This window comes from Actinacidiphila yanglinensis (assembly GCF_900107965.1).
Taxonomy (GTDB): Bacteria; Actinomycetota; Actinomycetes; order Streptomycetales; family Streptomycetaceae; genus Actinacidiphila; species Actinacidiphila yanglinensis.
In genome coordinates, this window is sequence record NZ_FNVU01000020.1 from 44785 (window position 1) to 70840 (window position 26056).

General features: G+C 74.1%; 21 protein-coding genes. 11 read left to right on the forward strand and 10 right to left on the reverse strand.

Annotation, left to right across the window (positions count from 1 at the left end):
- Positions 1-315: 315 nt before the first annotated feature.
- The gene (locus C4U44_RS32470; protein ID WP_235032514.1) at positions 316-1062 is read right to left on the reverse strand and encodes a FadR/GntR family transcriptional regulator; all 747 of its coding nucleotides are present in this window, start codon (positions 1060-1062) and stop codon (positions 316-318) included.
- 262 nt (positions 1063-1324) lie between these two features.
- On the opposite strand from C4U44_RS32470, the gene C4U44_RS32475 reads away from it, so the two are divergent.
- The 3 genes from C4U44_RS32475 to C4U44_RS32485 are packed head-to-tail and all read left to right on the forward strand — an operon-like array spanning position 1325 to position 4417.
- Positions 1325-3361 carry an elongation factor G gene (locus tag C4U44_RS32475; RefSeq protein ID WP_103889659.1) on the forward strand — a complete coding sequence of 679 codons (2037 nt, stop codon included), beginning with the start codon at positions 1325-1327 and terminating at the stop codon, positions 3359-3361.
- A 51-nt stretch (positions 3362-3412) separates the two neighbouring features.
- On the forward strand, positions 3413-3790 hold the full coding sequence (locus tag C4U44_RS32480; RefSeq protein WP_103889660.1) for a DUF427 domain-containing protein: 378 nt from the start codon (positions 3413-3415) through the stop codon (positions 3788-3790).
- Positions 3791-3850: 60 nt separating this feature from the next.
- Positions 3851-4417: a sugar O-acetyltransferase gene (locus tag C4U44_RS32485; RefSeq protein ID WP_103889661.1), complete on the forward strand. Its 567-nt coding sequence runs from the start codon at positions 3851-3853 to the stop codon at positions 4415-4417.
- A 53-nt stretch (positions 4418-4470) separates the two neighbouring features.
- On the opposite strand, the gene C4U44_RS32490 is transcribed toward C4U44_RS32485, so the two are convergent.
- Positions 4471-5490, reverse strand: a complete 1020-nt coding sequence (locus C4U44_RS32490) for a LacI family DNA-binding transcriptional regulator (RefSeq protein ID WP_235032515.1) — start codon at positions 5488-5490, stop codon at positions 4471-4473.
- A gap of 289 nt (positions 5491-5779) precedes the next feature.
- Here C4U44_RS32490 and C4U44_RS32495 point away from each other — a divergent pair, with 289 nt between their 5' ends.
- The gene (locus C4U44_RS32495) at positions 5780-6529 is read left to right on the forward strand and encodes a dienelactone hydrolase family protein (RefSeq protein ID WP_103889663.1); all 750 of its coding nucleotides are present in this window, start codon (positions 5780-5782) and stop codon (positions 6527-6529) included.
- A 58-nt stretch (positions 6530-6587) separates the two neighbouring features.
- On the opposite strand, the gene C4U44_RS32500 is transcribed toward C4U44_RS32495, so the two are convergent.
- Together C4U44_RS32500 and C4U44_RS32505 are read right to left on the reverse strand one after the other, a co-directional pair.
- A complete protein-coding gene (locus C4U44_RS32500; protein ID WP_103889664.1) occupies positions 6588-7238 on the reverse strand; it encodes a hypothetical protein in 651 nt (216 codons plus the stop codon).
- Between the two features lie 43 nt (positions 7239-7281).
- Positions 7282-8028 carry a FadR/GntR family transcriptional regulator gene (locus C4U44_RS32505; RefSeq protein ID WP_103889665.1) on the reverse strand — a complete coding sequence of 249 codons (747 nt, stop codon included), beginning with the start codon at positions 8026-8028 and terminating at the stop codon, positions 7282-7284.
- A gap of 84 nt (positions 8029-8112) precedes the next feature.
- Here C4U44_RS32505 and C4U44_RS32510 point away from each other — a divergent pair, with 84 nt between their 5' ends.
- The 3 genes from C4U44_RS32510 (at position 8113) to C4U44_RS32520 (ending at position 11953) form a co-directional block, all read left to right on the forward strand.
- Positions 8113-9630: a sialate:H+ symport family MFS transporter gene (locus tag C4U44_RS32510; protein ID WP_103889666.1), complete on the forward strand. Its 1518-nt coding sequence runs from the start codon at positions 8113-8115 to the stop codon at positions 9628-9630.
- A gap of 53 nt (positions 9631-9683) precedes the next feature.
- Positions 9684-10592, forward strand: a complete 909-nt coding sequence (locus C4U44_RS32515; RefSeq protein WP_103889667.1) for a dihydrodipicolinate synthase family protein — start codon at positions 9684-9686, stop codon at positions 10590-10592.
- A 155-nt stretch (positions 10593-10747) separates the two neighbouring features.
- Positions 10748-11953 carry a sialidase family protein gene (locus tag C4U44_RS32520; protein WP_103889668.1) on the forward strand — a complete coding sequence of 402 codons (1206 nt, stop codon included), beginning with the start codon at positions 10748-10750 and terminating at the stop codon, positions 11951-11953.
- 107 nt (positions 11954-12060) lie between these two features.
- On the opposite strand, the gene C4U44_RS32525 is transcribed toward C4U44_RS32520, so the two are convergent.
- Positions 12061-13188, reverse strand: coding sequence for a lipid II:glycine glycyltransferase FemX (locus C4U44_RS32525; protein WP_103889669.1), 1128 nt, complete (start codon positions 13186-13188; stop codon positions 12061-12063).
- 240 nt (positions 13189-13428) lie between these two features.
- On the opposite strand from C4U44_RS32525, the gene C4U44_RS32530 reads away from it, so the two are divergent.
- Entirely contained in the window at positions 13429-14412 is a 984-nt protein-coding gene (locus C4U44_RS32530) for a helix-turn-helix domain-containing protein (RefSeq protein WP_103889670.1), read from the forward strand.
- Between the two features lie 28 nt (positions 14413-14440).
- Here the strand turns inward: C4U44_RS32530 and C4U44_RS32535 are convergent, their stop codons facing one another.
- Both C4U44_RS32535 and C4U44_RS32540 read right to left on the reverse strand, forming a co-directional pair.
- Positions 14441-15697 carry a PP2C family protein-serine/threonine phosphatase gene (locus tag C4U44_RS32535; RefSeq protein ID WP_103889671.1) on the reverse strand — a complete coding sequence of 419 codons (1257 nt, stop codon included), beginning with the start codon at positions 15695-15697 and terminating at the stop codon, positions 14441-14443.
- Positions 15694-17433 (reverse strand): sensor histidine kinase, encoded by a 1740-nt coding sequence (locus C4U44_RS32540; RefSeq protein WP_407642926.1) that lies wholly within the window; start codon positions 17431-17433, stop codon positions 15694-15696. The genes C4U44_RS32535 and C4U44_RS32540 overlap by 4 nt, the downstream gene beginning before the upstream one ends.
- Positions 17434-18073: 640 nt before the next feature.
- Here C4U44_RS32540 and C4U44_RS32545 point away from each other — a divergent pair.
- Together C4U44_RS32545 and C4U44_RS32550 are read left to right on the forward strand one after the other, a co-directional pair.
- A complete protein-coding gene (locus C4U44_RS32545; RefSeq protein WP_322973711.1) occupies positions 18074-18517 on the forward strand; it encodes a response regulator in 444 nt (147 codons plus the stop codon).
- A gap of 4 nt (positions 18518-18521) precedes the next feature.
- Positions 18522-19661 (forward strand): VOC family protein, encoded by a 1140-nt coding sequence (locus C4U44_RS32550; RefSeq protein WP_235032516.1) that lies wholly within the window; start codon positions 18522-18524, stop codon positions 19659-19661.
- A gap of 49 nt (positions 19662-19710) precedes the next feature.
- Here the strand turns inward: C4U44_RS32550 and C4U44_RS32555 are convergent, their stop codons facing one another.
- Together C4U44_RS32555 and C4U44_RS32560 are read right to left on the reverse strand one after the other, a co-directional pair.
- Positions 19711-20415, reverse strand: a complete 705-nt coding sequence (locus C4U44_RS32555; protein ID WP_160145161.1) for a Clp protease N-terminal domain-containing protein — start codon at positions 20413-20415, stop codon at positions 19711-19713.
- An 80-nt stretch (positions 20416-20495) separates the two neighbouring features.
- Complete coding sequence (locus C4U44_RS32560) at positions 20496-21473, reverse strand: NAD(P)/FAD-dependent oxidoreductase (RefSeq protein WP_103889674.1); 978 nt, start codon at positions 21471-21473, stop codon at positions 20496-20498.
- A 108-nt stretch (positions 21474-21581) separates the two neighbouring features.
- Between C4U44_RS32560 and C4U44_RS32565 the strand changes: the two genes are divergently transcribed.
- Entirely contained in the window at positions 21582-22184 is a 603-nt protein-coding gene (locus C4U44_RS32565) for a helix-turn-helix domain-containing protein (protein ID WP_103889675.1), read from the forward strand.
- A 149-nt stretch (positions 22185-22333) separates the two neighbouring features.
- Here C4U44_RS32565 and C4U44_RS43510 read toward each other — a convergent pair whose 3' ends face one another.
- The gene (locus tag C4U44_RS43510) at positions 22334-25888 is read right to left on the reverse strand and encodes a discoidin domain-containing protein (RefSeq protein WP_103889676.1); all 3555 of its coding nucleotides are present in this window, start codon (positions 25886-25888) and stop codon (positions 22334-22336) included.
- Positions 25889-26056 lie beyond the last annotated feature (168 nt).

Sequence of the window (26056 nt, forward strand, 5' to 3'; positions counted from 1 at the left end):
CTGGGGGAGGGTGGCGGGTCGGAGCACCGCGGGTGCGGGCCGGGGCATCTCCCGAGCGGGTCAATGGATCAGGGCCAGTCCATTGGGAAGAGACGGTCTCACCCGGTCCGGGGCGCCGTCAAGAGTGGTGCGGGCGGCTGGAGTTGGCCTGCACACGAGCGCTGTCGACGGACGGCTGCCGGGCGTTCGGGTACGGGCGGGCGCCGGCAACGCCGCGGGTCGCCGCCTTCGGGGGTGAGCGTGTACGCCGAACGCCCGCGTGGGGCGTGCGCGGCCGCCCGCTTCAGCCGGGTTCAGCCGGGGTTCAGCCGGGGTTCAGCCGAGGAAGCCGCGCAGCAGCGAGGCGGTCGCCGCCAGGTGCTCCTCGGCGGCGCGGCGGGCGGAGACCGGATCGCCGCCGAGTATCGCGGCCACCATCCGGGCGTGCTGCGCCTGCGAGTGCTCGATGTTCCGCCCGAGCAGGGGTATCGCGTTGAGCAGGTCGTTCAGCCGCATCCGGGTGTCGGCGATGCTCGCGGCCAGCGACCGTGATCCGCTCAACTCTCCTATGGCCAGGTGGAGACGGGAGTCGCGCTGCCGGTAGTCGGCGGGATCGCAGTCGTGCGTGTCCCGCAGCCGGTTGTCCAGGTGCCGCCGCTCCTCGGGGCTGAGGCTGCGGCTCGCGGCGAGCTCCGCCGCGCCGATCTCCAGCGCGCGGCGGTAGGCCAGGGTGTCCTCCAGCTCGTCCGGCGCGGGCCCGGGCGTCCGGCGCGGGTCGCCGCCCTCCTGCGCGCCGGCCCGGTGCAGCACGAACGTCCCGCCGGTACGGCCGCGCCGCGACTCCACGTACCCCGCCTGCTCCAGCGAGCCCAGCGCCTCGCGCAGCGTGACCCGGCTGATGTGGAAGCGCTCCGCCAACTCGCGCTGCGGCGGCAGGCGTTCGCCGTGGGCGACCACCCCGAGCTTGATCACCTGGAGCAGCCGCTCGACGGTCTCCTCGAAGGCGTTCCCTGCCCGCACGGGCCGGAAGAACGCGGCGCCGCTCAGCGTGCTGGAACCGGCCGGGTCGGGCATCTCGCTCATGCGCCCATTCTCCGCCCACCCGCCGCGGGCCCGGAACCGCCCCGGTCCGGGGGAGCGGGTGCCCGGCACCGCAATGGATCTCCTTCCGGCCATTGGCGCCAGGGACGGGCCGCCGCCGAAAACGGGTTGCCGCCCCCGCGCCGCTCTGCTGTCATCACCCGGTAACCGAAGGCGACCCCCGACCGAGGAGCAATGATCATGCGCGGTTCCGTCATGCCCGCTCAGGCAGGTAACATCCCCAACCTTGAGGACATGACGCTTCGTGCACTCGCTCAACCTCGGCATCCTCGCGCACATCGACGCCGGTAAGACCAGCCTGACCGAGCGGCTGCTCCACGCCGCCGGAGTCATCGACGAGATCGGCAGCGTCGATCAGGGCAGCACCACCACCGACTCCCTCGCGCTGGAGAAGCAGCGCGGCATCACCATCAAGTCGGCCGTGGTGTCCTTCGCGCTGCCCGGCCCCCTCGGCGGCCCGCAGGTCAACCTGATCGACACCCCCGGCCACCCGGACTTCATCGCCGAGGTGGAACGGGTGCTCGGCGTCCTCGACGGCGCCGTACTGGTGGTCTCCGCGGTCGAGGGCGTCCAGCCGCAGACCCGCATCCTGATGCGTACCCTGCGACGGCTGCGCATCCCCACCCTGATCTTCGTCAACAAGCTCGACCGGCGCGGCGCCGACCTCGACCGCACCCTCGACGCCGTCAGGCGGCGCCTGACCCCCGACATCGTGCCGATGACCGGCGCGACCGAGCAGGGCACCCGGCAGGCCGCCGCCGTGCCCTACACCGCGGCCGACCGGGGCTTCGGCGACCGGCTGGTCGACCTGCTGGCCCGCCGCGACGACCGGCTGCTGGCGGCGTACGTCGACGACGAGTCGGCCGTCGACCACGCCCGGCTGCGCGCCGCCCTCGCCGAGCAGACCGCCGCCTCCTTGGTGCACCCGGTGTACGCGGGCTCCGCCGTCACCGGCGCGGGAACCGACGCGCTGATCGCGGGCATCGCCGAGCTGCTGCCCGCGCGGTGTCCGGACCCCGCCGCACCCGTGGCCGGCAGCGTCTTCAAGATGGAGCGCGGCACTGCCGGCGAGCGGATCGCCTACGTGCGGGTGGCCGCAGGCACCGTGCGCACCCGCGACCGGCTGCCGGTGCACCGGGGCGGCACCACGGTCGGCGAGGGCAAGGTCACCGCGCTCAGCGTCTTCGACGCGGGCACCGGCGTCCGGCGGGACACCGCTCCGGCCGGGCGGATCGCCCGAGTGTGGGGCCTGGGCGACGTGCGCATCGGCGACACCGTCGGCGCGGCCCCCGCCGGTCCGGAGGAGCACCGGTACTTCGCCCCGCCGTCGCTGGAGACCGTCGTCACCGCCCGGCGCACCGCCGAGCGCGGCGCGCTGCACGCCGCGCTGGCCCAACTCGCCGAGCAGGACCCGCTGATCGACCTGCGCCGCGACGACGTCCGGCAGGAGATCGCGGTGTCGCTCTACGGCGAGGTGCAGAAGGAGGTCATCCAGGCCACGCTCGCCGCCGAGTTCGGGCTCGACGTCGACTTCCGGCAGACCACCACGATCCACATCGAGCGCCCCGTCGGCACCGGCGCGGCCGTGGAGTACATCGCGAAGGAGGAGACCCCGTTCCTGGCCACGGTCGGCCTGCGGATCGAGCCGGGCCCGGTCGGCAGCGGGGTCGTCTTCCGGCTCGGGGTGGAGCTCGGGGCGATGCCGTACGCGTTCTTCGCCGCCGTGGAGGACACCGTGCGCCGGACGCTGGAGCAGGGACTGCACGGCTGGCGGGTCACGGACTGCGCGGTGACGATGACGCACTCCGGCTACTACCCGCGGCAGAGCCACGCGCACGGCACCTTCGACAAGAGCATGTCCAGCACCGGAGCGGACTTCCGCGGCCTGACACCGCTGGTCCTGATGGACGCGCTGCGGCAGGCGGGCACCGTCGTGCACGAGCCGATGCACCGCTTCCGGCTGGACCTGCCCGCCGAGGCCCTGGGCACGCTGCTGCCCGCGCTCGCCCGGCTCGGCGCCCTCCCCGGCACCCCGACCGCCCGCGACGGCGGCTACGAGGTGGAGGGCGACATCCCAGCGGCCCGGGTGCACGACCTGGAGCAGCAGCTGCCCACCCTCACCCGCGGTGAAGGCGTCCTGGAGAGCGCGTTCCACCACTACCGGCCCGTCGCCGGAGCCGCGCCCGAACGCCCGCGCACCGACCACAACCCGCTGCACCGCAGGGAGTACCTGCTCCAGGTGCAGCGCAGGCTGGCCGGGCTCGGCGGGAATGGCGGCTGACGGCCGACGGTTGTTGCGAGAGACAGGCCCGACTACCCCTATGGAGTCACCATGGCACGCCCCGTCAAGACGCCCGGTCCCGACCACCCGATCAGCGTCGTGCCCACCGGTGCCCGCGTGGTGGTGCGCTCCGGCGGCAAGGTCGTCGCCGACACCACCGCGGCGCTCACCCTCCAGGAGATGGACTACCCCGCCGTCCAGTACATCCCGCTCGCCGACGTGGCCGCGGACGCCCTGCGCCCCACCGACAGCAGCACCTACTGTCCGTACAAGGGCGACGCCTCCTACTACTCGCTGGTCGGCTCCGACGGCACCGAGATCGGTGACGCGGTGTGGACCTACACGGAGCCCTACGACGCGGTGGGCGCGATCGCCGGGCACGTCGCCTTCTACCCGCAGCACGTCGAGGTCGAGGTGGCCACCGCGTAGCGGAGCCCCTCGCAGCGGCACCGGGGGAGCGCTCCCGGTGCCGCACGGCACACTTGGGCCATGGGTGAGAACAAGAAGCTGATGCTGGCCGGCGACTGGTACATCGCCGACGACGAGGAACTGGGCGCGGACAGCGTCCGGCGCGAGAGCCTGTGCCGGGCGTTCAACGAGGAGGCCGACCACGGGCGGCGCGGCGAGCTGCTGCGCGAACTGCTCGGCTCCGTCGGCGAAGGGGTGGGCATCCGCCCGCCGTTCCAGTGCGACTACGGCCGCTACATCAGCATAGGTCCGCGCACCTTCGTCAACTTCAACGCGGTCTTCCTCGACGCCGCACCGATCACCGTGGGGGCGGACGTGCAGATCGGCCCCAACGTCCAACTGCTCACGCCGACACATGAGCTGGACACCGAGCGGCGCCGCGCCGGATGGGAGAAGGCGCTGCCGATCACCATCGGGGACAACGTCTGGCTCGGCGGCGGCGTCATCGTCTGCCCGGGTGTGACGATCGGGGAGAACACCGTCGTCGGCGCCGGATCGGTGGTCACCAAGGACCTGCCCGCCGGAGTACTCGCGGTCGGCAGCCCGGCCCGCGTGATCCGCCGGCTGGACGGCACGACGGCGCCGTAGTCACGGTGCCGTGGTCAGGGAGCTGAGGTCCCGGCGCCGGAGGACCGCGGTGGTTACGGCAGCCGGGGGACCGGTCCGGTGGAGCCGCGCAGGACCAGCTGGGTGGCCAGCTCCACGTGGAGGGTGTCGACGGTGTGCCGCTCCAGCAGCCGCACCAGCAGCGACACCGCCATCCGGCCCATCTCCTCCAGCGGTTGGCGGACCGTGGTCAGCCGCGGCACCGTGCTGCGGCTGAGATCGATGTCGTCGAACCCGGTGATCGACAGGTCGGCCGGCACCCGCAACTCCCGCTCGTAGGCGGCCCGCAGCGCGCCCACCGCGGCCTTGTCGTTGAACGCGACCAGCGCGGTGGGGCGTTGCGGCAGGTCGAGGAGTTCGCAGGCCGCGCCGTAGCCCCAGTCCGCGGTCGGCTCGATCGAGCGGAGCAGCTCCGGGGCCGGCAGCACCCCGGCGTCGGCGAGCGCGGAGGTGTGGCCGGCGAGCCGGGACCTGCTGGCCAGCCAGTCGCCCGGCCCGCCGATCACCCCGATCCTGCGGTGCCCCCACTCCACCAGGTGCGCGGTGACGCTGCGCGCGGCGGTCAGGTTCGCCGCCGACACCGACGCGATGTCCCGCGGCAGCGGGGTGCGCGGATCGATCACCACGAACGGGAAGTCCTTCGCCCGCAGCGCCTCCAACTCCCGCTCCGGCTCCGGCGGGACGACCAGCACTGCGCCCGCGATGCCCGGGTCGTCCGGCAGGCCCGGCAGCACCTGCGTGTCCCGCGCCGCGTCGCCCGCACTGAGCACCAGCCGCCGCCCGTGCAGGTCGAGCGTCTCCGCGACCGACGAGACGATCACCCCGAAGTAGTCGGTCAGGACGTACGGGCAGCGCACGTAGATCGCGCCGCTCGCGCTGCCCCGCCGGGCCGGCGCCCGCGCGCCCAGCCGCGCCACCGCCCGCCGCACCCGCTGCTCGGTGTCGGGCGCCACATGCACGTGGCCGTTCATCACCCGCGAGACGGTCGCGATCGACACGCCCGCCTCGGCGGCGATCGCCCGCACGGTCGCCCCGCCGCTGCCTGCCCTCGTCACGTGTTACACGCCCCCGTTTCCTCCGCGCAGCCTAGCCCGGGCGGCAACGGGCCCACCAGGCACCGGACATGCGTTTCAGCGTGTTACACCCGTCGGGGGAGGTAGGGTGCGGGCGATGACTACCGGGACGGCTTCGCGCCACACACGGAACGGCGACCCGGTGCCCTCCTGAGCGCCGTGGGGGCCCATGGGGGCCCGCCGTTCGACCGGGGACCCGCCGCCCGTGCGCGGGCTCCGCCTCCTTCGTGGTGACCCCAGGCCCCACACGTCCACCACGACAGGAGAGCCCATGCCCACCGAGACGCTGCTGATCCGCACCCCGGACGGCGAGGCCGACGCCTTCGCCGCCTCCCCCGACGACGACGCACCGCACCCCGGAGTGCTGCTGTACCCCGACGCCTTCGGCGTGCGGCCCGAGTTGGAGCAGCGGGCCGTCCAACTGGCCGCGCACGGCTACGCCGTACTCGTCCCCAACGTCTTCTACCGGCACCGCCCGGCACCGGTGACCGAGCTGCCCGAGCACATCGGGGAGGACGTCCGGCCCGCGATCATCGCCCGGTTGATGCCCCTGGTCGACGCGCACACCCCCGAGCGCGTCCTGCGTGACGCCGACGCCTACCTCGGCCTCCTCGCCGACCGGCCCGAGGTCGGCGGTGGACCGGTCGCCGTGGTCGGCTACTGCGTGGGCGCCGTCCTGGCGCTGCGCACCGCGGCCGCCCGTCCCGACCGGGTGGCCGCGGTCGCCGGGTTCCACCCGGGCTTCCTCGTCACCGGCGCGCCGGACAGCGCGCACCGCCTCCTGTCCCGGCTCGCCGCGGAGGTCCATCTCGGGCTCGCCGAGGGCGACATGTCCCCCGCGGCCAGGGCCGAGCTCCGGCAGGCCCTGGACGCGGCGGGCGTCGACCACACCACCGAGGTCCATCCCGGCACCCTGCACGGCTTCACCATGTCCGACACGGACGCGTTCCATCCCGGCGCCACACGCCACCACTGGGACCGCCTGCTCTCCCTCCTCGCGCGCACCCTGCCCGCGGGCTGACGTCCCCCTCGGCCGGCCCGCGCCCGACGCCCGACGGCGCGGGCCGGCCGGGACGGCGCTAGGCAGCCGGGGGACCGGGAGGCGCGGGGGTGGACAGGAAGGTGCGGATACGGGCGCGCTCCCAGGGGGTGGGATCACCGTCGGGGTAGGGCTGGGACTCCAGCCAGCGCCACAGCAGGTTCAGGACGTCCCGGACCGGGGTGCCCGGCCAGGGAGAGCGCAGCAGCACGTAGGGATCGGCGGGGCGGCCCGGGCGCGTCTCGGGGAGACTGCGGCGGTGGGCGGCGGGCCACGCCTGGGGCACTGTCGGGCTGCCGGTCAACTCCTCCGCGGGGGCGAACCCCTGGGCGATGAGGTCGGCGGCGCCGGGCGGCAGCCAGCGCGAGCGGTGGACGGGGTCGCCGAGGTCGGCCCGCCGCAGGGCGGCCAGGGGCGCGCGGATGCCCTCGTCGACGTCCTGGGCGGTGCGCTGCCAGGTCCGGTCGTGCCGCGCGACCAGCGCCTCGTCGTCGCCGGCCGCCAGATGCTCCTCGCACCGCCCGCACAGCGCGATCTCCTGCGCCCAGACGTGCCCCTTGCCGTACACCTGGTGCCGGGAGAGGTCGGTGTCCAGACGGTGCACCCACACGCCCGGCCGCGCGGCGCACCAGGCGCACGAGGGCCCGCCGCCGTGCTGCCGGGACTGCCGGGACTCTCCGTCACCATCCATGGACCGACCCTACGACGCCCCGCCGGCATCCCGCGGTGTGCCGTTACGCCGAATCGGCCGGTTCGGCGGCCCAGCGGTCGATGCGGGCGGTGACGTCCGCGAAGTGCTCGGCGATGGTGGCCGCCGCGGCGTCCGGATCGCGCGAGCGCAGCGCGTCGAGGACCTGGCGGTGCTGGCGGACCACCTGCTCGTGGTCGGTGCGGGGCTTGCCCACCTCGCGCTCCAGCTGCCGGTAGACCCCCCAGAACAGGGCGATGAGCTGGAGAGCGAGGGCATTGCCGAGCGGCTCGTACAGTAGTTCGTGGAAGCGCCGGTCGTGGTCGGCGCGTCCGGCGTTCCCGTCGGCTTCCAGCGCGTCCAGCTCGGCCTGGAGGTGGTCGAGGTCGGCAGGGGCCAGTTCCAGCGCCGAGCGGCGGATCAGGCCGCTCTCCAGCATCGCGCGGACCTCGACGATGTCGCGCAGCGCCCCCGGGTTCTCGCGGCGCACCGCGAGCCGGGAGTGGAAGAGCAGCCCGGGCGCCATGGACACCAGCTGACCGGTGCCGACGTACGTGCCGTAGCCGTGCCGGATGTCGACGATGCCGAGGGCCTGGAGGCCCTTGAGTGCCTCGCGCACCGAGTTGCGGCTGACCCCGAGGATGCGCATCAGCTCGGGCTCGGCGGGCAGGGCGTCGCCCGGATCGAGGTCCAGCTCGACGATCAGCTCGGTGATCTGGTCCTGCACGGTCGGCCGCCGGCTCCGCGCCGCGATCGCGGTCTCCGGTGCGGGGGGCTTGCGCTGCGCTGCCATGGCGCCTAGGTTACCGCCACGGTAGGACGTCGGACGTCCTACGTCCGACTTCCCCGTTCACCTGCTCCCGAGGATGCGAGCCGCATGAGCTACTCACAAGCCCCACCGCTCCGTTGGCGTGCGGAACTGTCCGGCAGGGACTGGAAGGCCTTCTCCGCCGCCTGGCTCGGCTACGCGATGGACGGGTTCGACTTCGTCCTGATCACGCTGGTGCTGACCGAGATCTCCAAGGACTTCCACCTCTCCACGGTCACGGCAGCGACCCTGGTGTCCGCGGCGTTCGTCTCCCGCTGGTTCGGCGGCCTGGCGATCGGTGCCCTGGGCGACCGGTTCGGCCGCCGCCCGGCGATGGTGCTGAGCATCGGGCTGTACGCCGTCGGGTCGGTGCTGTGCGGCTTCTCCTGGGGCTACTGGTCGCTCTTCGCGTTCCGCATGGTGGTCGGCCTCGGCATGGCCGGCGAGTACGGCACGAGCGTGACGTACCTCATCGAGAGCTGGCCGAAGAGGCTCCGCAACACCGCCAGCGGCATGATCCTGTCCGGCTACCCGCTCGGCGGCGTGCTGGCCGCCAAGGTCTACGCGTGGGTCGTGCCGCACACCAGTTGGCGGGTGCTGTTCTGGATCGGCATCGTGCCGGTCGTCCTCGCGATCTACCTGCGCCGCCGGCTGCCGGAGGCCACCGAGTGGAAGGAAGCCGTCGACGCCGGCAACCGCCCGGTCAGCGCGACCGGCGTGCTGTTCTCCGGCGGGCGCCGCAGATGGGTCAACGTGCTGGTCTGCCTTGCCGCCGCGGTCGCCCTGATCGTGGTGCTGCGCGGCCAGAACACGGCGATCACGCTCGTGCTGATCGCCGCGATCGTCGCCTGCTTCGTCTCCCTGACCGTCCAGTTCGCCGGGCGGCTGTGGCCCGTCGTGGTCGCGCTGATGGTCACCGTCTTCAGCGCGTTCCTGTACTCCTGGCCGCTCCAGTCGCTGCTGCCGACGTACCTGAAGACGTCCCTGCACTACAACCCGGACCAGGTGTCCAACGCGCTGCTGTACGCGGGATGCGGCTACGCCGTCGGCTGCGTGGCCAGCGGCTACCTCGGCGACCGGTTCGGCACCCGCGTCACCTACACCGGGATGCTGATCGTCTCGCTGGCCTTCGTGGTGCCCGTCTTCGCGCTCGGCGGCGGTCACACCGTGTGGATGTGGGTGCTGCTGTTCCTGCTGGTCGGCTTCGGGCAGGGCGCCTCCGGGGTGCTGCCGAAGTACGTCAGCGACCACTACCCGCTGAACATCCGGGCCGCCGCGCTCGGCTTCAGCTACAACGTCGGCGCGCTCGGCGGGGCCGCCGCGCCGGTCCTGGGCACCAAGCTCGCCAAGCCGCTCAGCCTCGGCACGTCCATCGCCGTGCTCGGCGTGGCGTTCACCGCCGTGGTCGTCCTGCTGGTGGGATTCAACGTGCCGGTCCGGCTGCAGCGCGCCGCGGACCGCCGTGCCGAACGCGCCGGCCTGCCACCCCGCACCGGGGAGGAGCCGGCGGTGTTCCTGTCGAAGCCGGGCGGCACCCAGGCCCCGGGCTCCGACCCGAACCTGCGCGCGGGCGCCGGCCCGGGGTGAGCCCCGCCGCGCCCGCCGCACCGATCCGTACCCCTCGTGACGAAGAAGGTTTGATGTTCCACGGAGTCGTCCCTCCCCTGTGCACCCCGCTGACCGACGACGGGGAGGTGGACACCGCGTCGCTGGAACGCCTCACCGCGTTCCAGCTCGACGCGGGCGTCCACGGCCTGTTCGTCGGCGGCTCCACCGGGGAGATCGCCCAACTCACCGACACCGCCCGCGACATCGCCCTGCGCACGGTCGTCGCCACGGCCGCCGGGCAGGTCCCCGTCCTGGCCGGCGCCATCGACACCGGCACCCTGCGGGTCCTGGACCACGCCCGGCGCGCGAAGGCGATCGGCGCCGACGCGGTGGTGGTCACCGCGCCCTTCTACGTCGGCGTCACCGAACCGGAGGTGCGCGCGCACTACGAACTGCTGCACGCCGCCCTCGACCTGCCGCTCGTCGCCTACGACATCCCCGCCAACACCGGATTCAAGCTGCCGCACGCGCTGCTGGCGAGCCTCGCCCAGGACAAGGTGATCGCGGCGGTCAAGGACTCCTCCGGGGACCTGGAGGGATTCCAGCGCGTGCTGGACGGCACCGCCGGCAGCGGAGCCGGCTGCCTGACCGGCTCCGAGACCCTCGCCGACCTGGCGATGGCCCGCGGCGCCGACGGGATCGTGCCCGGACTCGGCAACGTCGACCCGCACGGCTACGTCCGCCTGTACGACGCTGCCCGGCGCGGCGACCACGCCGCCGCGCAGGCCGAACAGCGGCGCCTCACCGCGCTGTTCGGCATCATCGAGATCCCCGACCGGACCCGGATCGGGCGCATGTCCGGCGCCCTCGGCGCCTTCAAGGCGGCGCTCGCCGCCCGCGGGGTGATCCGGTCCGGCCGCACCCAGGCCCCGCTGCTGCCGCTCACCGCGGACGAGGTCCGGGCGGTCGCGGCCCGCCTCGACGCGGCGGGCCTGGGGTAAGGCGGCACCGGCGCCGCCGGCCGGGAACGGGACCGGGGACCGCACGGCGGCCGGCCGCGGAGACGGTGCGGCGCCGTCACCGGATGCACCGAAGCACTGGCGTCACCGAAGTCCCCGCCGTCATCACGTCAACCACCGCAACAGGAGGCCGTCGCATGCTGTTCAGCCGCCGAAAGCTCATCGTGCTGCCACTGGCCGCGGGAGCCCTGTCGTTCGCCGGGCTCTCGACGAGAGCGGCGGCCGCCACGGGCAGCGGCTCCACCACCCCGGCACCGGAGACCACCGTGTTCACCTCCGGCGCCGACGGCTACGCCGTCTACCGCATCCCGGCGGTGGTACGGACGGCGCGCGGCAGCCTGGTGGCGTTCGCCGAGGCCAGGGACAGCAGCTCGGACAGCGCCAGGACCGTCGTCGTGGCCAGGCGCTCGTCCGACGGCGGCCGGACCTGGGGCGACCAGGCGGTGGTCGCGGGCGACGGCTCGAACACGCACGGGAACCCCTCTCCCGTGGTCGATCCGCGGACCGGCCGTCTGATCCTGCTGACCTGCACCAACGGCGCCGGCGTGACGGAGGCCGAGATCATGGCGGGCCAGGCGGCGGCGCAGGACGGCCGCCGGGTGTGGGTGCAGGCCAGCACCGACGACGGCCTGACGTTCAGCCCGCCCCGGGAGATCACCGACGCCACCAAGCACCCGGACTGGCGCTGGTACGCCACCGGCCCCGGCCACGCGATCGCCCTGGACCGGGGGCCCTACCGCGGCCGGCTGGTCGCGCCGGCCAACCACTCGACGCCGCCGCCGGCGGGCTCCACGGACGTCGGCACCGAGGCGAAGTACTACGGCGGTCACTGCCTGCTCAGCGACGACGGCGGCACCACCTGGCGGATCGGCTTCGTCGACGACGCCCCGGACGGCGCGATCAACGCAAACGAGACCGCGGTCGCGCAACTCCCCGATGGCACCGTGTACTTCAACGCCCGCAACCAGAACGGCACCGCGCCCGGCGTCCGCGTCGACGCCCGCAGCCAGGACGGCGGCGCCCACCTCGACCAGCCGTACGCCCCCCAGGTCCAGCTCGCCGGGCCGGTGGTGGAGGGCAGCCTGCTGCAACCGGACGGAGGGCCGCTGCTGTTCGCCGGGCCCGCCGACCCCTCGGCGCGCGCCGACATGGCGGTCCGCGCCAGCACCGACGGCGGCCGCACCTGGACGGCCGTCGACACGCTCACCCAACTCCCGGCCGGCTACAGCGACCTGGTGCAGACCGGCCCCGACGAGGTCGGCCTGCTCTACGAGACCGGCACGGCCACCGCCTACGACCGGATCGCGTTCGCCCGCCTTCCGCTGCACGCGTTGCGCCCCTGACCGCCCCCCGGCGCGTGCCCGCCCCGCACGGGGAGGGCGGGCACGCGCTCGGGTACGGGGCCGGGCATGCGATCGGGAGCGTCAACGGCGGTCCTGGCCGGCCGCGTTCAGCGGCGGGACAGGTAGGCGTCGAGCGCCCGGTGCAGCACCCGGTTGACCGGGAAGTCCCACTCGCCGATGTTCTCGCAGGCCTCCCCGCCCGCACCGGACTTGAAGCGCAGCAGGCCCAGGTGCGGGTCGGACTCCTCGACGGTGTCCGTGATGCCGCGGAAGTCGTAGACGGAGGCGCCCAGTTCGCACGCGTCCTGCACCATCTGCCACTGGATCGCGTTGTTCGGCTGGACCTCGCGGCGCAGGACGGTGGAGGCGCCGTAGGAGTACCAGACGTGCCCACCGACCGTCAGCATGGTGGCCGCGGACAGCACGTCGCCGTCGTGGGACGCCAGGTAGAGCCGCATCCGGTCCGGGTCCTCCGCCGTCAACGCGTCCCACATCCGCTGGAAGTAGCCCAGCGGGCGCGGCACGAAGCCGTCGCGCTCGGCGGTCTCCACGTACAGCCGGTGGAACTCCGGCAGGTCCGACGCGTCGCCGCGCACCACCTTCACCCCGGCGTTCTCCGCCTTCTTCACGTTGCGCCGCCACTGCTGGCTGAAGCCGCGCAGGATGTCCTCCGGCGCCCGGCCCTCGATCGGCAGCTGCCACACGAACCGCGGCTGGCCCGCGCCGAAGCCGTCCGCGCCGGACCGGGCCGGCCGCCACCGCGCCGCCCGCAGCCGCTCCTCGACCTCGCCCGCGCGCGGGTCCTGCCGGCTCGGCTCGGCATCCCCCAGCCGGGTGACGCCGGGGTCGGCGATCGCGTCCTTGACCGCCGCCGCGTCCCAGGCGCGCGCCTCGACCCGCGGCCCGACCCTGACCGCGAAGGCGCCCTGGCCCTTGCAGTGCGCCACCAGCGGCTCCAGCCACCGCTCCAGGTCCGGCGCGTGCCAGTCGATCACCGGGCCCTCGGGCAGGTATGCCAGCGACCGCCGCACCTTCGGCAGCGGCCGGTAGAGCACCAGCCCCGCCCCGACCAGCCGCCCGTCCCCGTCGGTCCACCCCAGGCTCTCCGCCCGCCAGTCCGGTTTCACACCGCCCCACGACGGCACCTGCATGTGGCTGGCCGTCCCGCGTTCCGCCACGAAGTCCCTGTGCTGCCGCGCGCTGATCGGTGCAACGGTGTACGTCGTCGATGCCATCGGAAGTCTGCCGCCCTTCGCCTGCGCGGCGGGGAAAGTGCCGCGCGTGAACGTGTCGCGCCGGTTTTCGCAGCGTACGACAGGCCCCTCCGGACGGCTCGGCGCCGAGGCGGGACGGAATCGAGCGGGCGTTCGGTGTTCCGGGGGGCGTCGCGGCGTCACCGCGCGCCCGCCGCGCGGGCCGAACCGGGGCCGCCGATCGCTTGAACCTCCCGCCGGGGGAGGTGGCAGGGTGGCGGCATGACCAGCGGCGCGCAGCATTCGATCGGCGACCTGGCCCGGCGCACCGGGCTGACCGTCAAGGCGGTCCGGTACTACTCCGAGCGCGGGCTGCTGCCGGTGGCCGGCCGCACCCCGGCGGGCCACCGGCGCTACGACGGCACCGCGCTGGCACGGCTGCGGCTGCTGCGCACGCTGCGCGAGCTGGGCGTCGACCTGGCGACCGCCCGCCGGGTACTGGACCGGGAGCTGTCGCTGCCCGAGGTGGCCCGCGCGCACGCCGACGCGCTCGCCGTGCAGATCCGCCTGCTGCGTGTGCGCCACGCCGTACTGACCGTGGCGGCCGAACGCGCCGCCACCCCTGAGGAGATGGAACTCGTGCACCGGCTCGCCACACTCTCCGCCGCCGAACGCGACGCGCTGATCGCCGACTTCCTCGACGCCGTGTTCGACGGCCCGGACACCGACCCCGCGTTCACCGGTGTCCGCCGCTCGCTCACCCCCGAACTGCCCGACCCCGCGGACCCGGTACGCGTCCAGGCGTGGGTGGAGCTGGCCGAACTCACCCAGGACCCCGGATTCCGCGCCTCCGTACGGCAGACGGCGACGGTGTGGGCCGCCGGACGCGAGCGTGCGCGGGAAGGGGCCGGCGCGGTGCCCGGTCGCGACCTCTTCGTCGCCGTGCAGCGGTACGCCGCCCCCGAGCTGGCCGCCGGCACCGCGCCCACGGCAGCCGAGGCCGCTCCGGCCGTCGCCGCACTCGTGGCCGCCTGCGCGGGAGCGGTCGAGGCCGGGAGCGGCGCGGCGCCCGGCGCCGTGACCGGGACCGGGACCGGGTCGCCCCGGGACGCGCTGCTCGGCCGGCTGCGGGCCGCGAACGACCCGCGGCGCGACCGCTACCTGCACCTCCTCGCCGTGGTCAACGAGTGGCCGCCGCAGCCGCCGCTCAGCCCCGTGCTCGACTGGGCCGAGCGGGCCGTGACCGCCCACGTGCCCGCCGCCTGATCGGCGCGTCGGCCGGCGGGGCCGCCCGCTACCAGGCGAGCAGCAGCACCGCGATGTCGTCGAGGTGCCGGCCGCCGTCCATCTCCTGGGCGGTGGTGGCCAGATGGTCCACGAAGGGCCGGCCGGACAGCGGGGGAGCGGCGTCGACCATGGCCATCAGGCCGTCGGTGCCGAGGCGTTCACCACCGGCGCCGGCGTGGCCCTCGGTGAGACCGTCGGTGAACAGCAGCAGCGACCCCGCGCCGGGCAGCGGCAACTCGACGGTCCGCCAGTCCGCGAGACCGGGCACGAGCCCGAGGGCGATGCCCGGCGGAGCCGCCAGCTGGAGGGTGGCGCGCCGCCGGACGCCGTCCGGGCCGCCGTCGGATGGCGCCGCGTGACCCGTGTCCCCCTCCACCAGCAGCGGCGCGTCGTGCCCGGCGAGGGTGACCTGGACCCGGGGGCCGCCGGTCGCGGTCGCGGGGAACAGCGACAGGGTCGCGACCGTCGCGAACATCGACGACGAGGTCCGCTCCGCCACGAGGATCTGCTCGATCACCCCGAGCAGGTCCGCGCTGCGGTGCCCGCTCAGCACCAGCGTGCGCCACGCGATGCGCAGGCACACCCCGATCGCGGCCGCGTCCGGCCCGTGCCCGCTGACGTCCCCGATCACCGCGTGCACGGTCCCGTCGGGCGTCTCCACCACGTCCAGGAAGTCCCCGGCCAGCAGGGCGCCCTTGCGTCCCGGCAGGTAGCAGGACGCCGTGGCCACCGCCGTCCCGCTCCGCATCGGAACCGGGAGCAGGCCGCGCTCCAGCCGCTGGTTCTCCTGCGCCCGCTGCTCGTTGAGCCGCAGCCGGGCCGCGGTCTGCTCCGCGTGCTTGCGGTGGACGGCGTAGCGGATCGCCCGGTCCAGCAGTTCCCCGCTCACCGTGCCCTTGACCAGGTAGTCCTGCGCCCCGGCGGCGACCGCGTCCGCGCCTGCCCGGCTCTCGGCCAGCCCGGTCAGCACGATGACCGCCGCCGAGGGGCACGCCGCCTGCGCCTGCCGCACGGCCGAGATCCCCGAGGCGTCCGGCAGATGGAGGTCGAGCAGGATGCACTCCGGCGCCTCCTGCGCCATCCGCCCCATGGCGTCCGCGAGGGTCTGCGCCCACTGGAGCCGCACGTTCAGCGTCGTGTCGGAGAGGTACTCCTCCACGAGCAGGGCGTCGCCGGGGTCGTCCTCGACCAGCAGCAGGCGGTAGGTGTCGACGGTCCGCTGCGGCGCCGACGCGGCGTCGAGTGCCGTGTTGTCCGCGGTCATCGTCCCGCCCCCGCCTGCCGCGCGCCGATCCCGCTGTCCGGGGCGGCACCGTCGCCGGAGCCGGCCGCCGCACCGTCGTCCTCACCCGTACCCGGCGTGCGCGCCGCACCCGCGGCTCCCGCGCCCTCTCCCGCCGCCCCGCCCGTCGACCCAGGCCGTTCCGCCACCGGCTGTTGCTCCTGCACCGGATCCGGCTCCTCGGCGCGGCGGGGGAGGGTGAAGACGATCCGCGTGCCGGGCGCGTGGTCGGCGTCCACCGAGACCGCCCCGCCGTGGAAGTCGACGATCTTCTTGCACAGCGCCAGCCCGATGCCGTTGCCGGGATAGGCGTCGCGGGTGTGCAGCCGCTGGAAGATCACGAACACCCGCTCCGCGAACTCCGGTGCGATGCCGATCCCGTTGTCGGTCACCGCGAACGTCCAGCGGTCGTCGCCGTCCGGCGCGACCGACAGGTGGATGCGCGGCGGGCGCTCCGGCGCGCGGAACTTCACCGCGTTGGAGAGCAGGTTCTGCAGCAGCATGCCGAGCTGGGTGGCGTCACCGCTCACCACCGGCAGCGGGTCGTGGGTCAGCTCCGCGCCCGACTCCTCCACCGCCAGGCTCAGCGACTCCGCGGTCCTGGTGTAGAGCGCCTCCAGGTCCACCGCGGCGGAGTCGGCATGCACCCTGCCCACCCGGGAGAAGGCGAGCAGGTCGTTGATGAGGGTCTGCATGCGGTTCGCGCCGTCGACCGCGTACTCGATGTACTGCCCGGCCCGGTCGTCGAGTTGGGCGGCGTAGCGGCGCTGGAGGAGCTGGCAGAAGCTCGCCACCTTCCGCAGCGGCTCCTGGAGGTCGTGCGAGGCGACGTACGCGAACTGCTCCAGTTCCGCATTGGACCGGCGCAGGTCGGCCGCCTGCTCGTCCAGCTGCCCGCGCACGCTGTCGCTGAACGCCAGCGCGTCCACGAGCCGTTCGCGCATCGACTCCACGTCCGCCGCCAGGGCCCTGATGTCGGCCGGTCCGCTGGCCGTCACGCGGTGGCCGAAGTCGCCCTCGGCCACCTTGCGCACATCGCCGGACAGCAGGTCCAGCGGGCGGGTCACGCCGCGCCGGAGCCCGGCGAAGATCAGCACGGTCAGCGCGGTGATGACGGCGGCGATCACCCCGAAGATCCAGTCGCGTTCCGCGTCCGCGCGGCGCAGGTCCGAGCGGGCCTTGTCGCGCCGCTGGTTGAGGGTCCGCTCCAGCTGGTTCGCGGCGCCGCGCACCGCGTCGAACTCGCCCTTGCCCTCGTCCGCGCGCTGCGTCGCCAGCGCCACGGGGGCGCCCGGCGGTGCCGCGGCGATCGGCCGGGCGATCCGCGCCTGCCAGACCTCGGTGCGGGACAGCAGCGCGTCGAGGTCGTGCACCGCCCGCGTGTCGTGCCCCAGCAACGCCCGCAGGGCGGCGGTGTCCTTGCGCTGGCCGGCGAGGCCGTCGGTGTACGGCTGGAGGAAGGACCGCTGCCCGGTGATGCCGTAACCGCGTACCCCCGTCTCCTGGCTGACCAGGGTGTCCTCCAACTGCGCCGCGGCCACCAGGGCGGGCGTGTCGGAGTCGGAGAGGTTGTCGGTGAGCCGCGAGGAGCGGGCGAAGACCCAGCCGCCGGCCAGCGCGAGCGCGAGCAGCACCACGAGCGCGGCGCAGGTGCCGACGATCAGCCAGCGGCGCGTCGTCCAGCCGCCCGGCACGGGTCGCGCCGCGCGTGCCCGCACGCCCGACGGGCCGCCCTCCGCCGCCGATCCGCCCTGCGGCGGCGACTCCGGCCCCGCGGTCGGCCCCTCGATGGGGCCCTCGTCCGGGCCTGCGATCGGGACTGCGTCCGGCGGCGCCTGTGGCGGCACCTCCGGCCGGGTCTCCCCCTCCGGCGGCGGCCCCTCGGGGTCCACCGACCGGTCCTGCCCGTCGTCGGGTATCGGCACAACGCCGGCCACGGTTGCTCCTCGAACACGTCGGCCGCCGCGTGCGGCGGCGGGCCAGCGGGAAAAATTAGCACCACGAACAGTCGCAGCCGGGCAACAGTACACCGGTTGGCCAACATGGGTTGTCGGTTCTCGGGCAGGCCCGTATAGGCTGCACGGGTGCCCGGCGAGCGAACCTCCCTGCCACCCGAACGCGACCGGCCCGCCGAGCCGGCCCACGCACGGGGGAGGACTGTGCCCCCGACCCGCCGACGAAGGGCCCGCGCCGACCCGGCGTGACGCACCGGGCAGCGCGACACCGGATCCCCGTCCGTCCGGCCGGCCCGCCCCGTCCGCCGCCGACCCGGCCCCGTGAATTCCCGCCGACCGGACCGCTCCCCCCGCTTCCTCCCGCTTCCCCCCGCTGTTCTCTCCGATCCATAGGAGCGCATCCGTGAACGCCCTTGTGCCCAGCCGCTCCTACCACGTCCTGCTCGTCGAGGACGACGCGGCCGACGCGCTGCTGATCGAGGAGGGCCTCAACGAGAACAGCGTGGTCCGCTCCATCTCCCGTGCCACGGACGGCATCACCGCCCTGGAATACCTGCGCTCGCCCGACAACCCGCGTCCCGATTTGATCGTCCTGGACCTCAACATGCCCCGGATGAACGGCCGCGAGCTGCTCGGGGTGCTCAAGGAGGACGCGGATCTCTGCCTGATCCCGGTGGTCGTGCTGACCACGTCCGCGACCCCGGACGACATCACCGCCGCGTACAGCCGCCACGCCAACGCGTACGTCACCAAGCCGGTGAACCTGGACGACTTCCTCCAGGCGGTGCGCCGGATCGACGAGTTCTTCCTGGAGACCGCGACGGTGCCGCGTCCCGAGGAGGAGTAGCCGCTTGCGTGGACGGCCCGAACCCGAACCCCGTACGCCCCGGCGGGCCGGACCCGACTGGTGGGGCGTCGCGCTGGAGGCGGCCGATCCGCGGGCGCTCGCCCGTTTCTACGCCGAACTGCTGGGGTGGGACGTCGTCCGGTCGGACCCGGACGGTGCGGCCCTCGCGCCTCCTGAAGGCGTGGCCTCCCTCGCCTTCCAGCGGTCGGAGGGCTACCGGCCGCCGGTCCGGCCCGCCGAGGAGAACGCCCAGCGCATCACCATGCACCTCGACTTCGAGGTCGTGGACCTGCCGGCAGCCGTGGCCCACGCGCGCGAACTGGGAGCGGTGGAAGCCGGCCACCAGCCGCAGGACGACGTCCGGGTGATGCTCGATCCCGCCGGCCATCCCTTCTGCCTCTACGCCGACACGGATGCCGACACGGGCGCGGAGGCCGGCGCCGGCACGCGGTCCTCACCTTGCCGGGTGAGCGATGCGGAGAGTACTGCGGCGGGCGTTCTGCACGCCGCCTACGACGCGTTCGCGGCCGTGGTGGCCGAGGTCGGCGAGCGGGAGTCGTGGCTGCCGACGGGCTGCACCGGCTGGGCGGTTCGCGACCTGGTCTTCCACTGCCTGGCCGACGCCCAGCGCGGCCTGGTCGCGCTGCACACCCCCGCGTCCGGGCCCGCGGACCGCGACGCCGTGACGTACTGGCGGGGATGGCAGCCGAACACGGTCGGCGCCGCGAACGGCCGCAGGTGGGTGCGGGTCGGCGCGAGCATGTTCCTCGACTTCGGCCAACTGAGGGAGCTGTACCTGGAGACGGCCGCCGCCGCCGTGCACGCCGCCCGGGCGACCGACCCCGGGTGGCTCGTCGGCACCCAGGGCCACGTCCTGACCGCCGCCGATCTGGCCACGACCCTCGCCGTCGAGGCGACCGTCCACCATCTCGACCTCATCGCCGAACTGCCCGCCGCCCCGGGCCCCTCGGCCGCGGGGCTGGCGGCCACGCGCGCCGTCCTGGACGGCCTCCTCGGCAGCCCCGTCCCCGGTGGCTGGAGCGACGCGCACTACGCCCGCGTGGCGACCGGCCGCACCCCGCTCACCGCCGCGGAGCGGGCCGAACTCGGCGCGGCCGCCGACCGCTTCCCGCTCTTCGGCTGACCGCGGCCGCCGGACGCGGGGAGGGCGCGTCGCGGGCCGGGCGCCGGGCTCAGCGGGCGCGGTCGGCCGCTTCGCGCAGCGCGTCGTAGGTCACGCCGAGATTGGTCAGGACGTCGCTGGCGAGGCCGTCGCCGATGGTGAGCAGGCCCAGGGCGAGGTGGGCGGTGTCCACCAGCGCGCTGTCGGAGCGCAGTGCCTCGCGCAGGGAGTGCTGCAGCGAGCCGAGCGCGAGCCGGGTGGCGGGCGCCTCGTCGGGCAGCGGCTCGCCCGAGGGGACGCCGATCCGCCCGTCGACGGCCGCGCGGACGGTGGCCGGTGGCGCCCCACACGCCGCGAGCGCGCGGGCGCCGATCGCGTCGTCCTCCCCGACCAGGCCGAGCAGGAGGTGCTCGGTGCCGAGATAGGTCTTCCGCCGCCGGTGCGCCTCGTCCCGGGCCCGCTTCACCGCCTCCCGCAGCTCGGGCGAGGTGCGGTCCCAGAAGCCCGGCTGGTCGGGCTCCTTGAGCGCGGCGGTCACGTTGAACCGCTTCTGGGTCGCCTGGCGGCTGACGCCGAGCCGGGTGCCGATGTCCGACCACGGCACGCCGTCCCGGCGGGCCAGGTCGACGTAGTGCCCCACCAGGTTCTCGCCCAACTCGCTGACACGCGCGGCCAGTTCGATGGCACGGGTGAGCCGGTCGAGGGGCGGCTCGTCCTCGGCCCCGGCGTCGACCCGCGCGATCAGGGTGTCAAGGGTCAGTGTCTCTTCGCTCATGGTGCAACCATAGGTTGCGTTGCGTCGAGAGGCAACCATCAGTTGCCCTTGCCGGTGAATGGCCGTCGCCTGCGCGCGGATCAGGCCGTGGCCTGCCCCGCGAGCGCGCGCCGGGCCCGGACCGCCTCGCGGGTCTCCTCGGCGATGAGGTCCGCGTTGATGCCCGCGCCCGCCTTGACCCCCGCCGCCGCCGCGCCGATCACCTGGGCCATGGGGTCGTTCACGTTGCCCGCCACCCACACCCCGGGCACCGCGGTCGCGCCCGCCGGGTCCGCGTCGATCCGGGTCCCGACCACGTGCCCGGCCATCTCCTGCTCGACCGTGGCCAGCCCCAGGCCGGCGAGGAAGCCCGCCCGCGCGGCCAGGAACGGCGCCGCGACCAGCGCACGGCACGCCACCGTGGGACCGGCCGCGAGCCGCACCCCGGTCAGCCGCCCGTCCGACGTCTCCAGGCCGGCCACCTCGCCGTCGACCACCGCGATCCCGCGCGCCGCCAGCTGCTCGTACTCCTCCTCCGACGGCTCCGGGCCGCGGTGCAGGAAGAGCGTCACGTCGGCGCTCCACTGCCGCCACAGCAGCGCCTGGTGCGCCGCGAACGGGCCGGTGGACAGCACCCCGATCGCCCGGTCCCGCAGCTCCCAGCCGTGGCAGTACGGGCAGTGCGGCACGTCGCCGCCCCACAGCCCGGCCAGCCCCGGCACGTCCGGCAGCTCGTCCACCAGACCGGTGGTCACCAGCAGCCGCGCAGCGCGCAGCCGCCGCCCGCCGGCCAGTTCGACGGTGAAGCCGCCGTCCTCGGCGGGCGCCGCCGCGGCCACCACGCCGTCGGTGAACTCCCCGCCGTAGCCGCGCACTTCCTCCCGCCCGGCGGACAGCAGCTCGCCCGGCGCGAGGCCCTCGCGGCCCAGGTACACGTGGACCCCCTCGGCCGGCGCGTTCCGCGGCTCGCCCGAGTCGACCACCAGGACCGAGCGCCGCGCCCGGGTCAGCGCCAGCGCCCCGCCGAGCCCGGCCGGCCCGCCGCCGATCACCACCACGTCCCACATCGTGCCGTCCATCGTCACACCTCCATGCCGTCGGCCGCGGATGTCGCCGACCTGCCGTTCATGCTGCGAGCGCGTGGCGCGGCTTGACAAAGATTGTTGCCGTAACGGCAAATACGAGACATGGCCGAACTGTACGAAGTCCTCGCCGGTGTGGGCCCGCGGCTGCGGACGCTGCGCCGCGCCCGCGCCGTCACCCTGGCCCAGGTCGCCGAGGAGACCGGCATCTCGCTGAGCACCCTGTCCCGGCTGGAGTCGGGCCGCCGCAAACCCACGCTCGAACTGCTGCTGCCGCTGGCGAAGGCGTACGGCGTCCCGCTCGACGAGCTCGTCGGCGCCCCGGCCACCGGCGACCCGCGCATCCACCCGCGGCCCTTCACCCGCCACGGTCACACCTTCGTCCCGCTCACCCGCTACCTCGGCGGGCTGCACGCCTACAAGCAGATCATGGCGGTCCCGCCGCCCGGCACCGCCGACCAGCGTCCCGAGCAGCGCACCCACGAGGGCTACGAGTGGCTCTACGTGCTGTCCGGACGGCTGCGGCTCGCCCTCGGCGACCGCGACGTGGTGCTGGTCGCGGGCGAGGCGGCCGAGTTCGACACCCGTATCCCGCACGGCTTCACCAACGCCGGGGACCACCCCGTGGAGTTCCTCGCCCTGTTCGGGTCGCAGGGCGAGCGCGTCCACCTCAAGGCGCGTGCCGTCCCCGGCCCCGAAGGGATGTGACCGGCCGGCCTTACGGGGACGGCACCCGACGACGGCGCCGGACGGCGGAGCCCCGCGGGGCCGGCCCAAGGACCGGCCCCGCGGGGCGGAGTGGCGCCGCGCCGGCGAGCGGACGGGACCGCTCGCCGGCGCCGCTCGATCCCAGCCGGTCACCCCCAGCCCGTCAGACCCGCCCCGTACGGATAGAGCGGGTTGCCGTAGGTCGTCGGCACGGTCTGGCCCGCGTCGATCCTCGCCCGGATGTCCGCGCGCTCGGCGTCGGTGGCGCCGAGGTCGTACGGCAGGTCCCACGCTTCGTCGGCGTCGGCCTGGGTGTCGCCGCCGCCCGGCTTGAGCACCTGGTCCAGGCTCCTGGGCAGCTGCCAGGGCAGGTGCCCGCGCGGCGTGTAGTCCCCGAACAGCAGGCTCGCCGTGGCCGGACCGACCTCCTCGCCGCCGCGGTAGGTCACCACGATCGCGTCGGCCAGGTCGTTCCAGTCGCTGATCACGATCGGCCGCGGCAGCGTCAGCACGACCACCACCGGGATGCCCTGGCTCTTGAAGTTCCTGATCAGGGCGAGCTGGTCGGCCGGCAGGTACGGCTGCGTGTCCGGCCACGCGGTGGCGTGGGTGTACGACGGTTCGCCGACGTTCACGATCGCGAGCTTCGGGTTCGGACCGGTGTCCTGGTACACGTTGACACCGGCCGTCGCGGCTCTCTGCTTGATCGCGTCCAGCATGTCCAGCGAACCGTAGTCCGGGTGGAAGTAGCTGGACCAGATGCAGCACGACGCGCCGTCCGTCGCCCGGTCGCCCGCCACCACGATGTTGTCACCGGAGGTGAGCTTCACCGGCAGCACGCCGTCGTTCTTCAGCAGCGTGTCCGACTCCCGCGACGCCTGGTTCGCCAGCGCCACGTAGCTCGGCTGGTGGAACCTGAACGGTCCGTTGACCGGGTCGCCGTAGGGGTGGTCGAACACTCCCAGCTCGAACTTCAGCTTCAGGATGCGGCCGACCGCGTCGTCGATCCGCGCCTGCGGCACCTGCTGCTCGAAGCTCGCCATGGTGAAACCGGTCGCGCCCGGATCGGCGCCGCCCATCACGTCCGAGCCCGCGTTCGCCGCGTTGATCCACGCCGACGACGGCAGCCAGTCCGTCGTGATCAGGCCGGTGTAGCCCATGGTCTGCCGCAGGTAGGTGAGGATCTTCGCACTGTCGCCCGCGCCGGGGCCGCCCGGGTCGAGGTACGAACTGCCCGCGTAGCCCGGCATGATGTTCACCGCGCCCGCGTCCATCGCGGCCTTGAACGGGATCATGTGGTACTTGATCGTCACCGCGTCGTAGACGATCCCCGCCTCACCGCCGGCGCCCTCGCCCGGCCAGTGCTTCACCGTCGCCAGCACTGAACCCGGGTTCAGCTCCGGGCCGCCCTGCAACCCGGACACCAGCGCCTTGAGTTGGGCCGCGGCCACGTCGGCGTTCTCGCCGCCGCCCTCCTGGATGCGCGGGTACAGCACCTTGGTGCCGACCTCCGCGAGCGGCGACAGCGTGCCGCGCGCCCCCACCTCCAGCTCCTCCTTCCGCTGCATGTTCCCCAGCTGGTAGTCCAGCGCGTAGTCCTTGCCCGCGGCCAGCGTGCTCTGCAGCGGATACGTCGTCTGGTAGCCCGCGGTGGTGTCGCCGGCCGACACCGGCGGGATGCCCAGCCGTGTCGCCGCCGTCGACAGCAGCACGTTGTTCAGGTCGGCGGGCTGCGCCGGCCCGAAGTGCCAGCCGGACATCGGGTACTGCTGCACGTTGTAGAACATCTGGTACGCCTTCTCCTCCGGCGTCATCCGCCCGAGGAGATCGCTCACCCGCGTGTCGACCGGCAGCCGCCAGTCCTCGTACGGCTCGATCGTGCCGTCCTTGTTGAGGTCGCGGGCGCCGTTGACCACGTTGACGCCGTCCGCCACCTGCTCGATGTCCGGCAGGTAGACGCTGAACTGGCGGATCCCCGAGACGGTGCGCGCGCCCGACCCGCTGACCGCGACGACGTACCACTTGTACGTCCAGCGGTCGGTGATGTCCCAACTCGGCGTGTACGACGTGCCGGTGGGCTCGGCGACCTTGGTGTACAGGTCGAGCAGGCTGCCCGACGCGGTGAAATCGTAGTCGGTGCGGCTGATGTTGATCCACACCTCGTAATGCGCCGTCCCCGACACCGCCACCCAGGACAGTTGCGGGCGGCGGGTGTTGGTGACCATGGCCTTGTCGGCCGGCGCGGACAGCGCGAACTGGCCTGTGCTGGCCGGGGGCTTGGTCGGGCCGGAGAGCATCGGCGGGGTGGACGTCGAGCGGTCGACCGTGCCGTAGACCTGGAACTCCCAGAGGGAGTAGCCGTATCCGGTGGCCCGGGCGGTGCCGACCAGCCGTACGTAGCGCCCGGTCCCGGTGATCGGCAGCCGTTCGACGCCGCCCTTGCCGGTGGTGGTCGTGTAGAGCGTGGTCCACGCGGTGCCGTTGTCCGACACGTCGATGCGGTAGCCGGTGCCGTATGCCGACTCCCAGTTCAGCACCAGGCCGCTGATGGTGCCGGTGCCGCCGAGGTCGACCTGGAGCCACTGGTCGTCGGTGTACAGGCTGGACCAGCGGGTGGTGGTCCGGCCGTCCAGTGCGGCGGCCGGCGCGTTGCCGCCCTCGTACGAGGAGGCCGTGACCTGCTGGTACGCCGAGATGACGGTGCCGGAGAAGTCCCCGCCGCCCGGCCCGGTGCTGCCGCCGGTCGAGCCACCGTCGGTGCCGCCGCCACTGGTCGAGCCCGTCGTGTACACCTGGAACTCCCAGAGGGAGTAGCCGTATCCGGTGCCCCGGGCGGTGCCGTACATCCGGACGTAGCGGCCCGAGCCGCTGACCGTGAGCGTCTGGTTGCCACCGGTCCCGGTGCTGGTGGAGTAGATGTCGGTCCAGGTCTGGGCATTGTCGGAGACCTGGATCCGGAACGCCTTGCCGTACGCCGACTCCCAGTTGAGCGCGACCTTGCACACCGCGGCCGTCGCGCCCAGGTCGACCTGGAGCCACTGCGGGTCCGAAGCCGCGCTGGACCAGCGGGTGGTGGCGTCGCCGTCGACCGCGGCGGAGGCGGGGGTACCGCCGTTCTCGGTGGAGGACGCGGTGGCCGGGCGGCCCTGGGCCGCGTCGGTGGTGCCGCACCCGGTGCCGGCGCCGGTGCCCGCGGTGCCGTAGACCTGGAACTCCCAGAGGGAGTAGCCGTATCCGGTGGCGCGGGCGGTGCCGTACATCCGGACGTAGCGGCCGGAACCGTTTACGGCGAGGTTCTGCGTGCCGCCGGTCCCGGTGCTGGTGGAGTAGATGTCGGTCCAGGTCTGGGCATTGTCGGAGACCTGGATCTTGAACGCCTTGCCGTACGCCGTCTCCCAGTTGAGGGTGACGGAGCTGATCGTGTCGGTGGCGCCCAGGTCGACCTGGAGCCACTGCGGGTCGGAGGCGGCACTGGACCAGCGGGTGGTGGCGTCGCCGTCGACCGCGGCGGAGGCGGGGGTGCCGCCGTTCTCGGTCGAGGACGCGGTGGCCGGGCGGCCCTGGGAGAGCAGACCGCCGGCGGCGTGCGCCGATCCGCCGGTCGTGCCGACCAGGCCGCCGACCGCGAGCGCCGTCGCGGCCAGCGCGGCGACGGCCGGCCGGTGCCGGCGGACGCGTCTGAGGAAACGGGACAGGAGGCTCATGGGCAGCTCCACGTGGTGGGACCTCGTGCCGACGCGGCACCGTCGCCCGGCCGGGCCACGGCGCCACTCGGTTGGGGGGATGACTCGGACTCACGGGGGGCCGGGAACACGGGGGAACACGGCCGGAGAGCGCTCTCCGGGGGAGTCTGTGGGAGCTCCGGAACGCTG

Excerpts from the sequence above, each read along its gene's own strand:
- C4U44_RS32480 (WP_103889660.1), top strand. The coding sequence starts at position 3,413 with ATGGCACGCCCCGTCAAGACGCCCGGTCCCGACCACCCGATCAGCGTC.
- C4U44_RS32555 (WP_160145161.1), bottom strand. The coding sequence starts at position 20,415 with ATGAGCGAAGAGACACTGACCCTTGACACCCTGATCGCGCGGGTCGAC.
- C4U44_RS32535 (WP_103889671.1), bottom strand. The coding sequence starts at position 15,697 with ATGACCGCGGACAACACGGCACTCGACGCCGCGTCGGCGCCGCAGCGG.
- C4U44_RS43510 (WP_103889676.1), bottom strand. The coding sequence starts at position 25,888 with ATGAGCCTCCTGTCCCGTTTCCTCAGACGCGTCCGCCGGCACCGGCCG.
- C4U44_RS32560 (WP_103889674.1), bottom strand. The coding sequence starts at position 21,473 with ATGGACGGCACGATGTGGGACGTGGTGGTGATCGGCGGCGGGCCGGCC.
- C4U44_RS32505 (WP_103889665.1), bottom strand. The coding sequence starts at position 8,028 with ATGGCAGCGCAGCGCAAGCCCCCCGCACCGGAGACCGCGATCGCGGCG.
- C4U44_RS32525 (WP_103889669.1), bottom strand. The coding sequence starts at position 13,188 with ATGGCATCGACGACGTACACCGTTGCACCGATCAGCGCGCGGCAGCAC.
- C4U44_RS32510 (WP_103889666.1), top strand. The coding sequence starts at position 8,113 with ATGAGCTACTCACAAGCCCCACCGCTCCGTTGGCGTGCGGAACTGTCC.
- C4U44_RS32520 (WP_103889668.1), top strand. The coding sequence starts at position 10,748 with ATGCTGTTCAGCCGCCGAAAGCTCATCGTGCTGCCACTGGCCGCGGGA.
- C4U44_RS32515 (WP_103889667.1), top strand. The coding sequence starts at position 9,684 with ATGTTCCACGGAGTCGTCCCTCCCCTGTGCACCCCGCTGACCGACGAC.
- C4U44_RS32485 (WP_103889661.1), top strand. The coding sequence starts at position 3,851 with ATGGGTGAGAACAAGAAGCTGATGCTGGCCGGCGACTGGTACATCGCC.
- C4U44_RS32500 (WP_103889664.1), bottom strand. The coding sequence starts at position 7,238 with ATGGATGGTGACGGAGAGTCCCGGCAGTCCCGGCAGCACGGCGGCGGG.
- C4U44_RS32495 (WP_103889663.1), top strand. The coding sequence starts at position 5,780 with ATGCCCACCGAGACGCTGCTGATCCGCACCCCGGACGGCGAGGCCGAC.
- C4U44_RS32565 (WP_103889675.1), top strand. The coding sequence starts at position 21,582 with ATGGCCGAACTGTACGAAGTCCTCGCCGGTGTGGGCCCGCGGCTGCGG.
- C4U44_RS32470 (WP_235032514.1), bottom strand. The coding sequence starts at position 1,062 with ATGAGCGAGATGCCCGACCCGGCCGGTTCCAGCACGCTGAGCGGCGCC.
- C4U44_RS32530 (WP_103889670.1), top strand. The coding sequence starts at position 13,429 with ATGACCAGCGGCGCGCAGCATTCGATCGGCGACCTGGCCCGGCGCACC.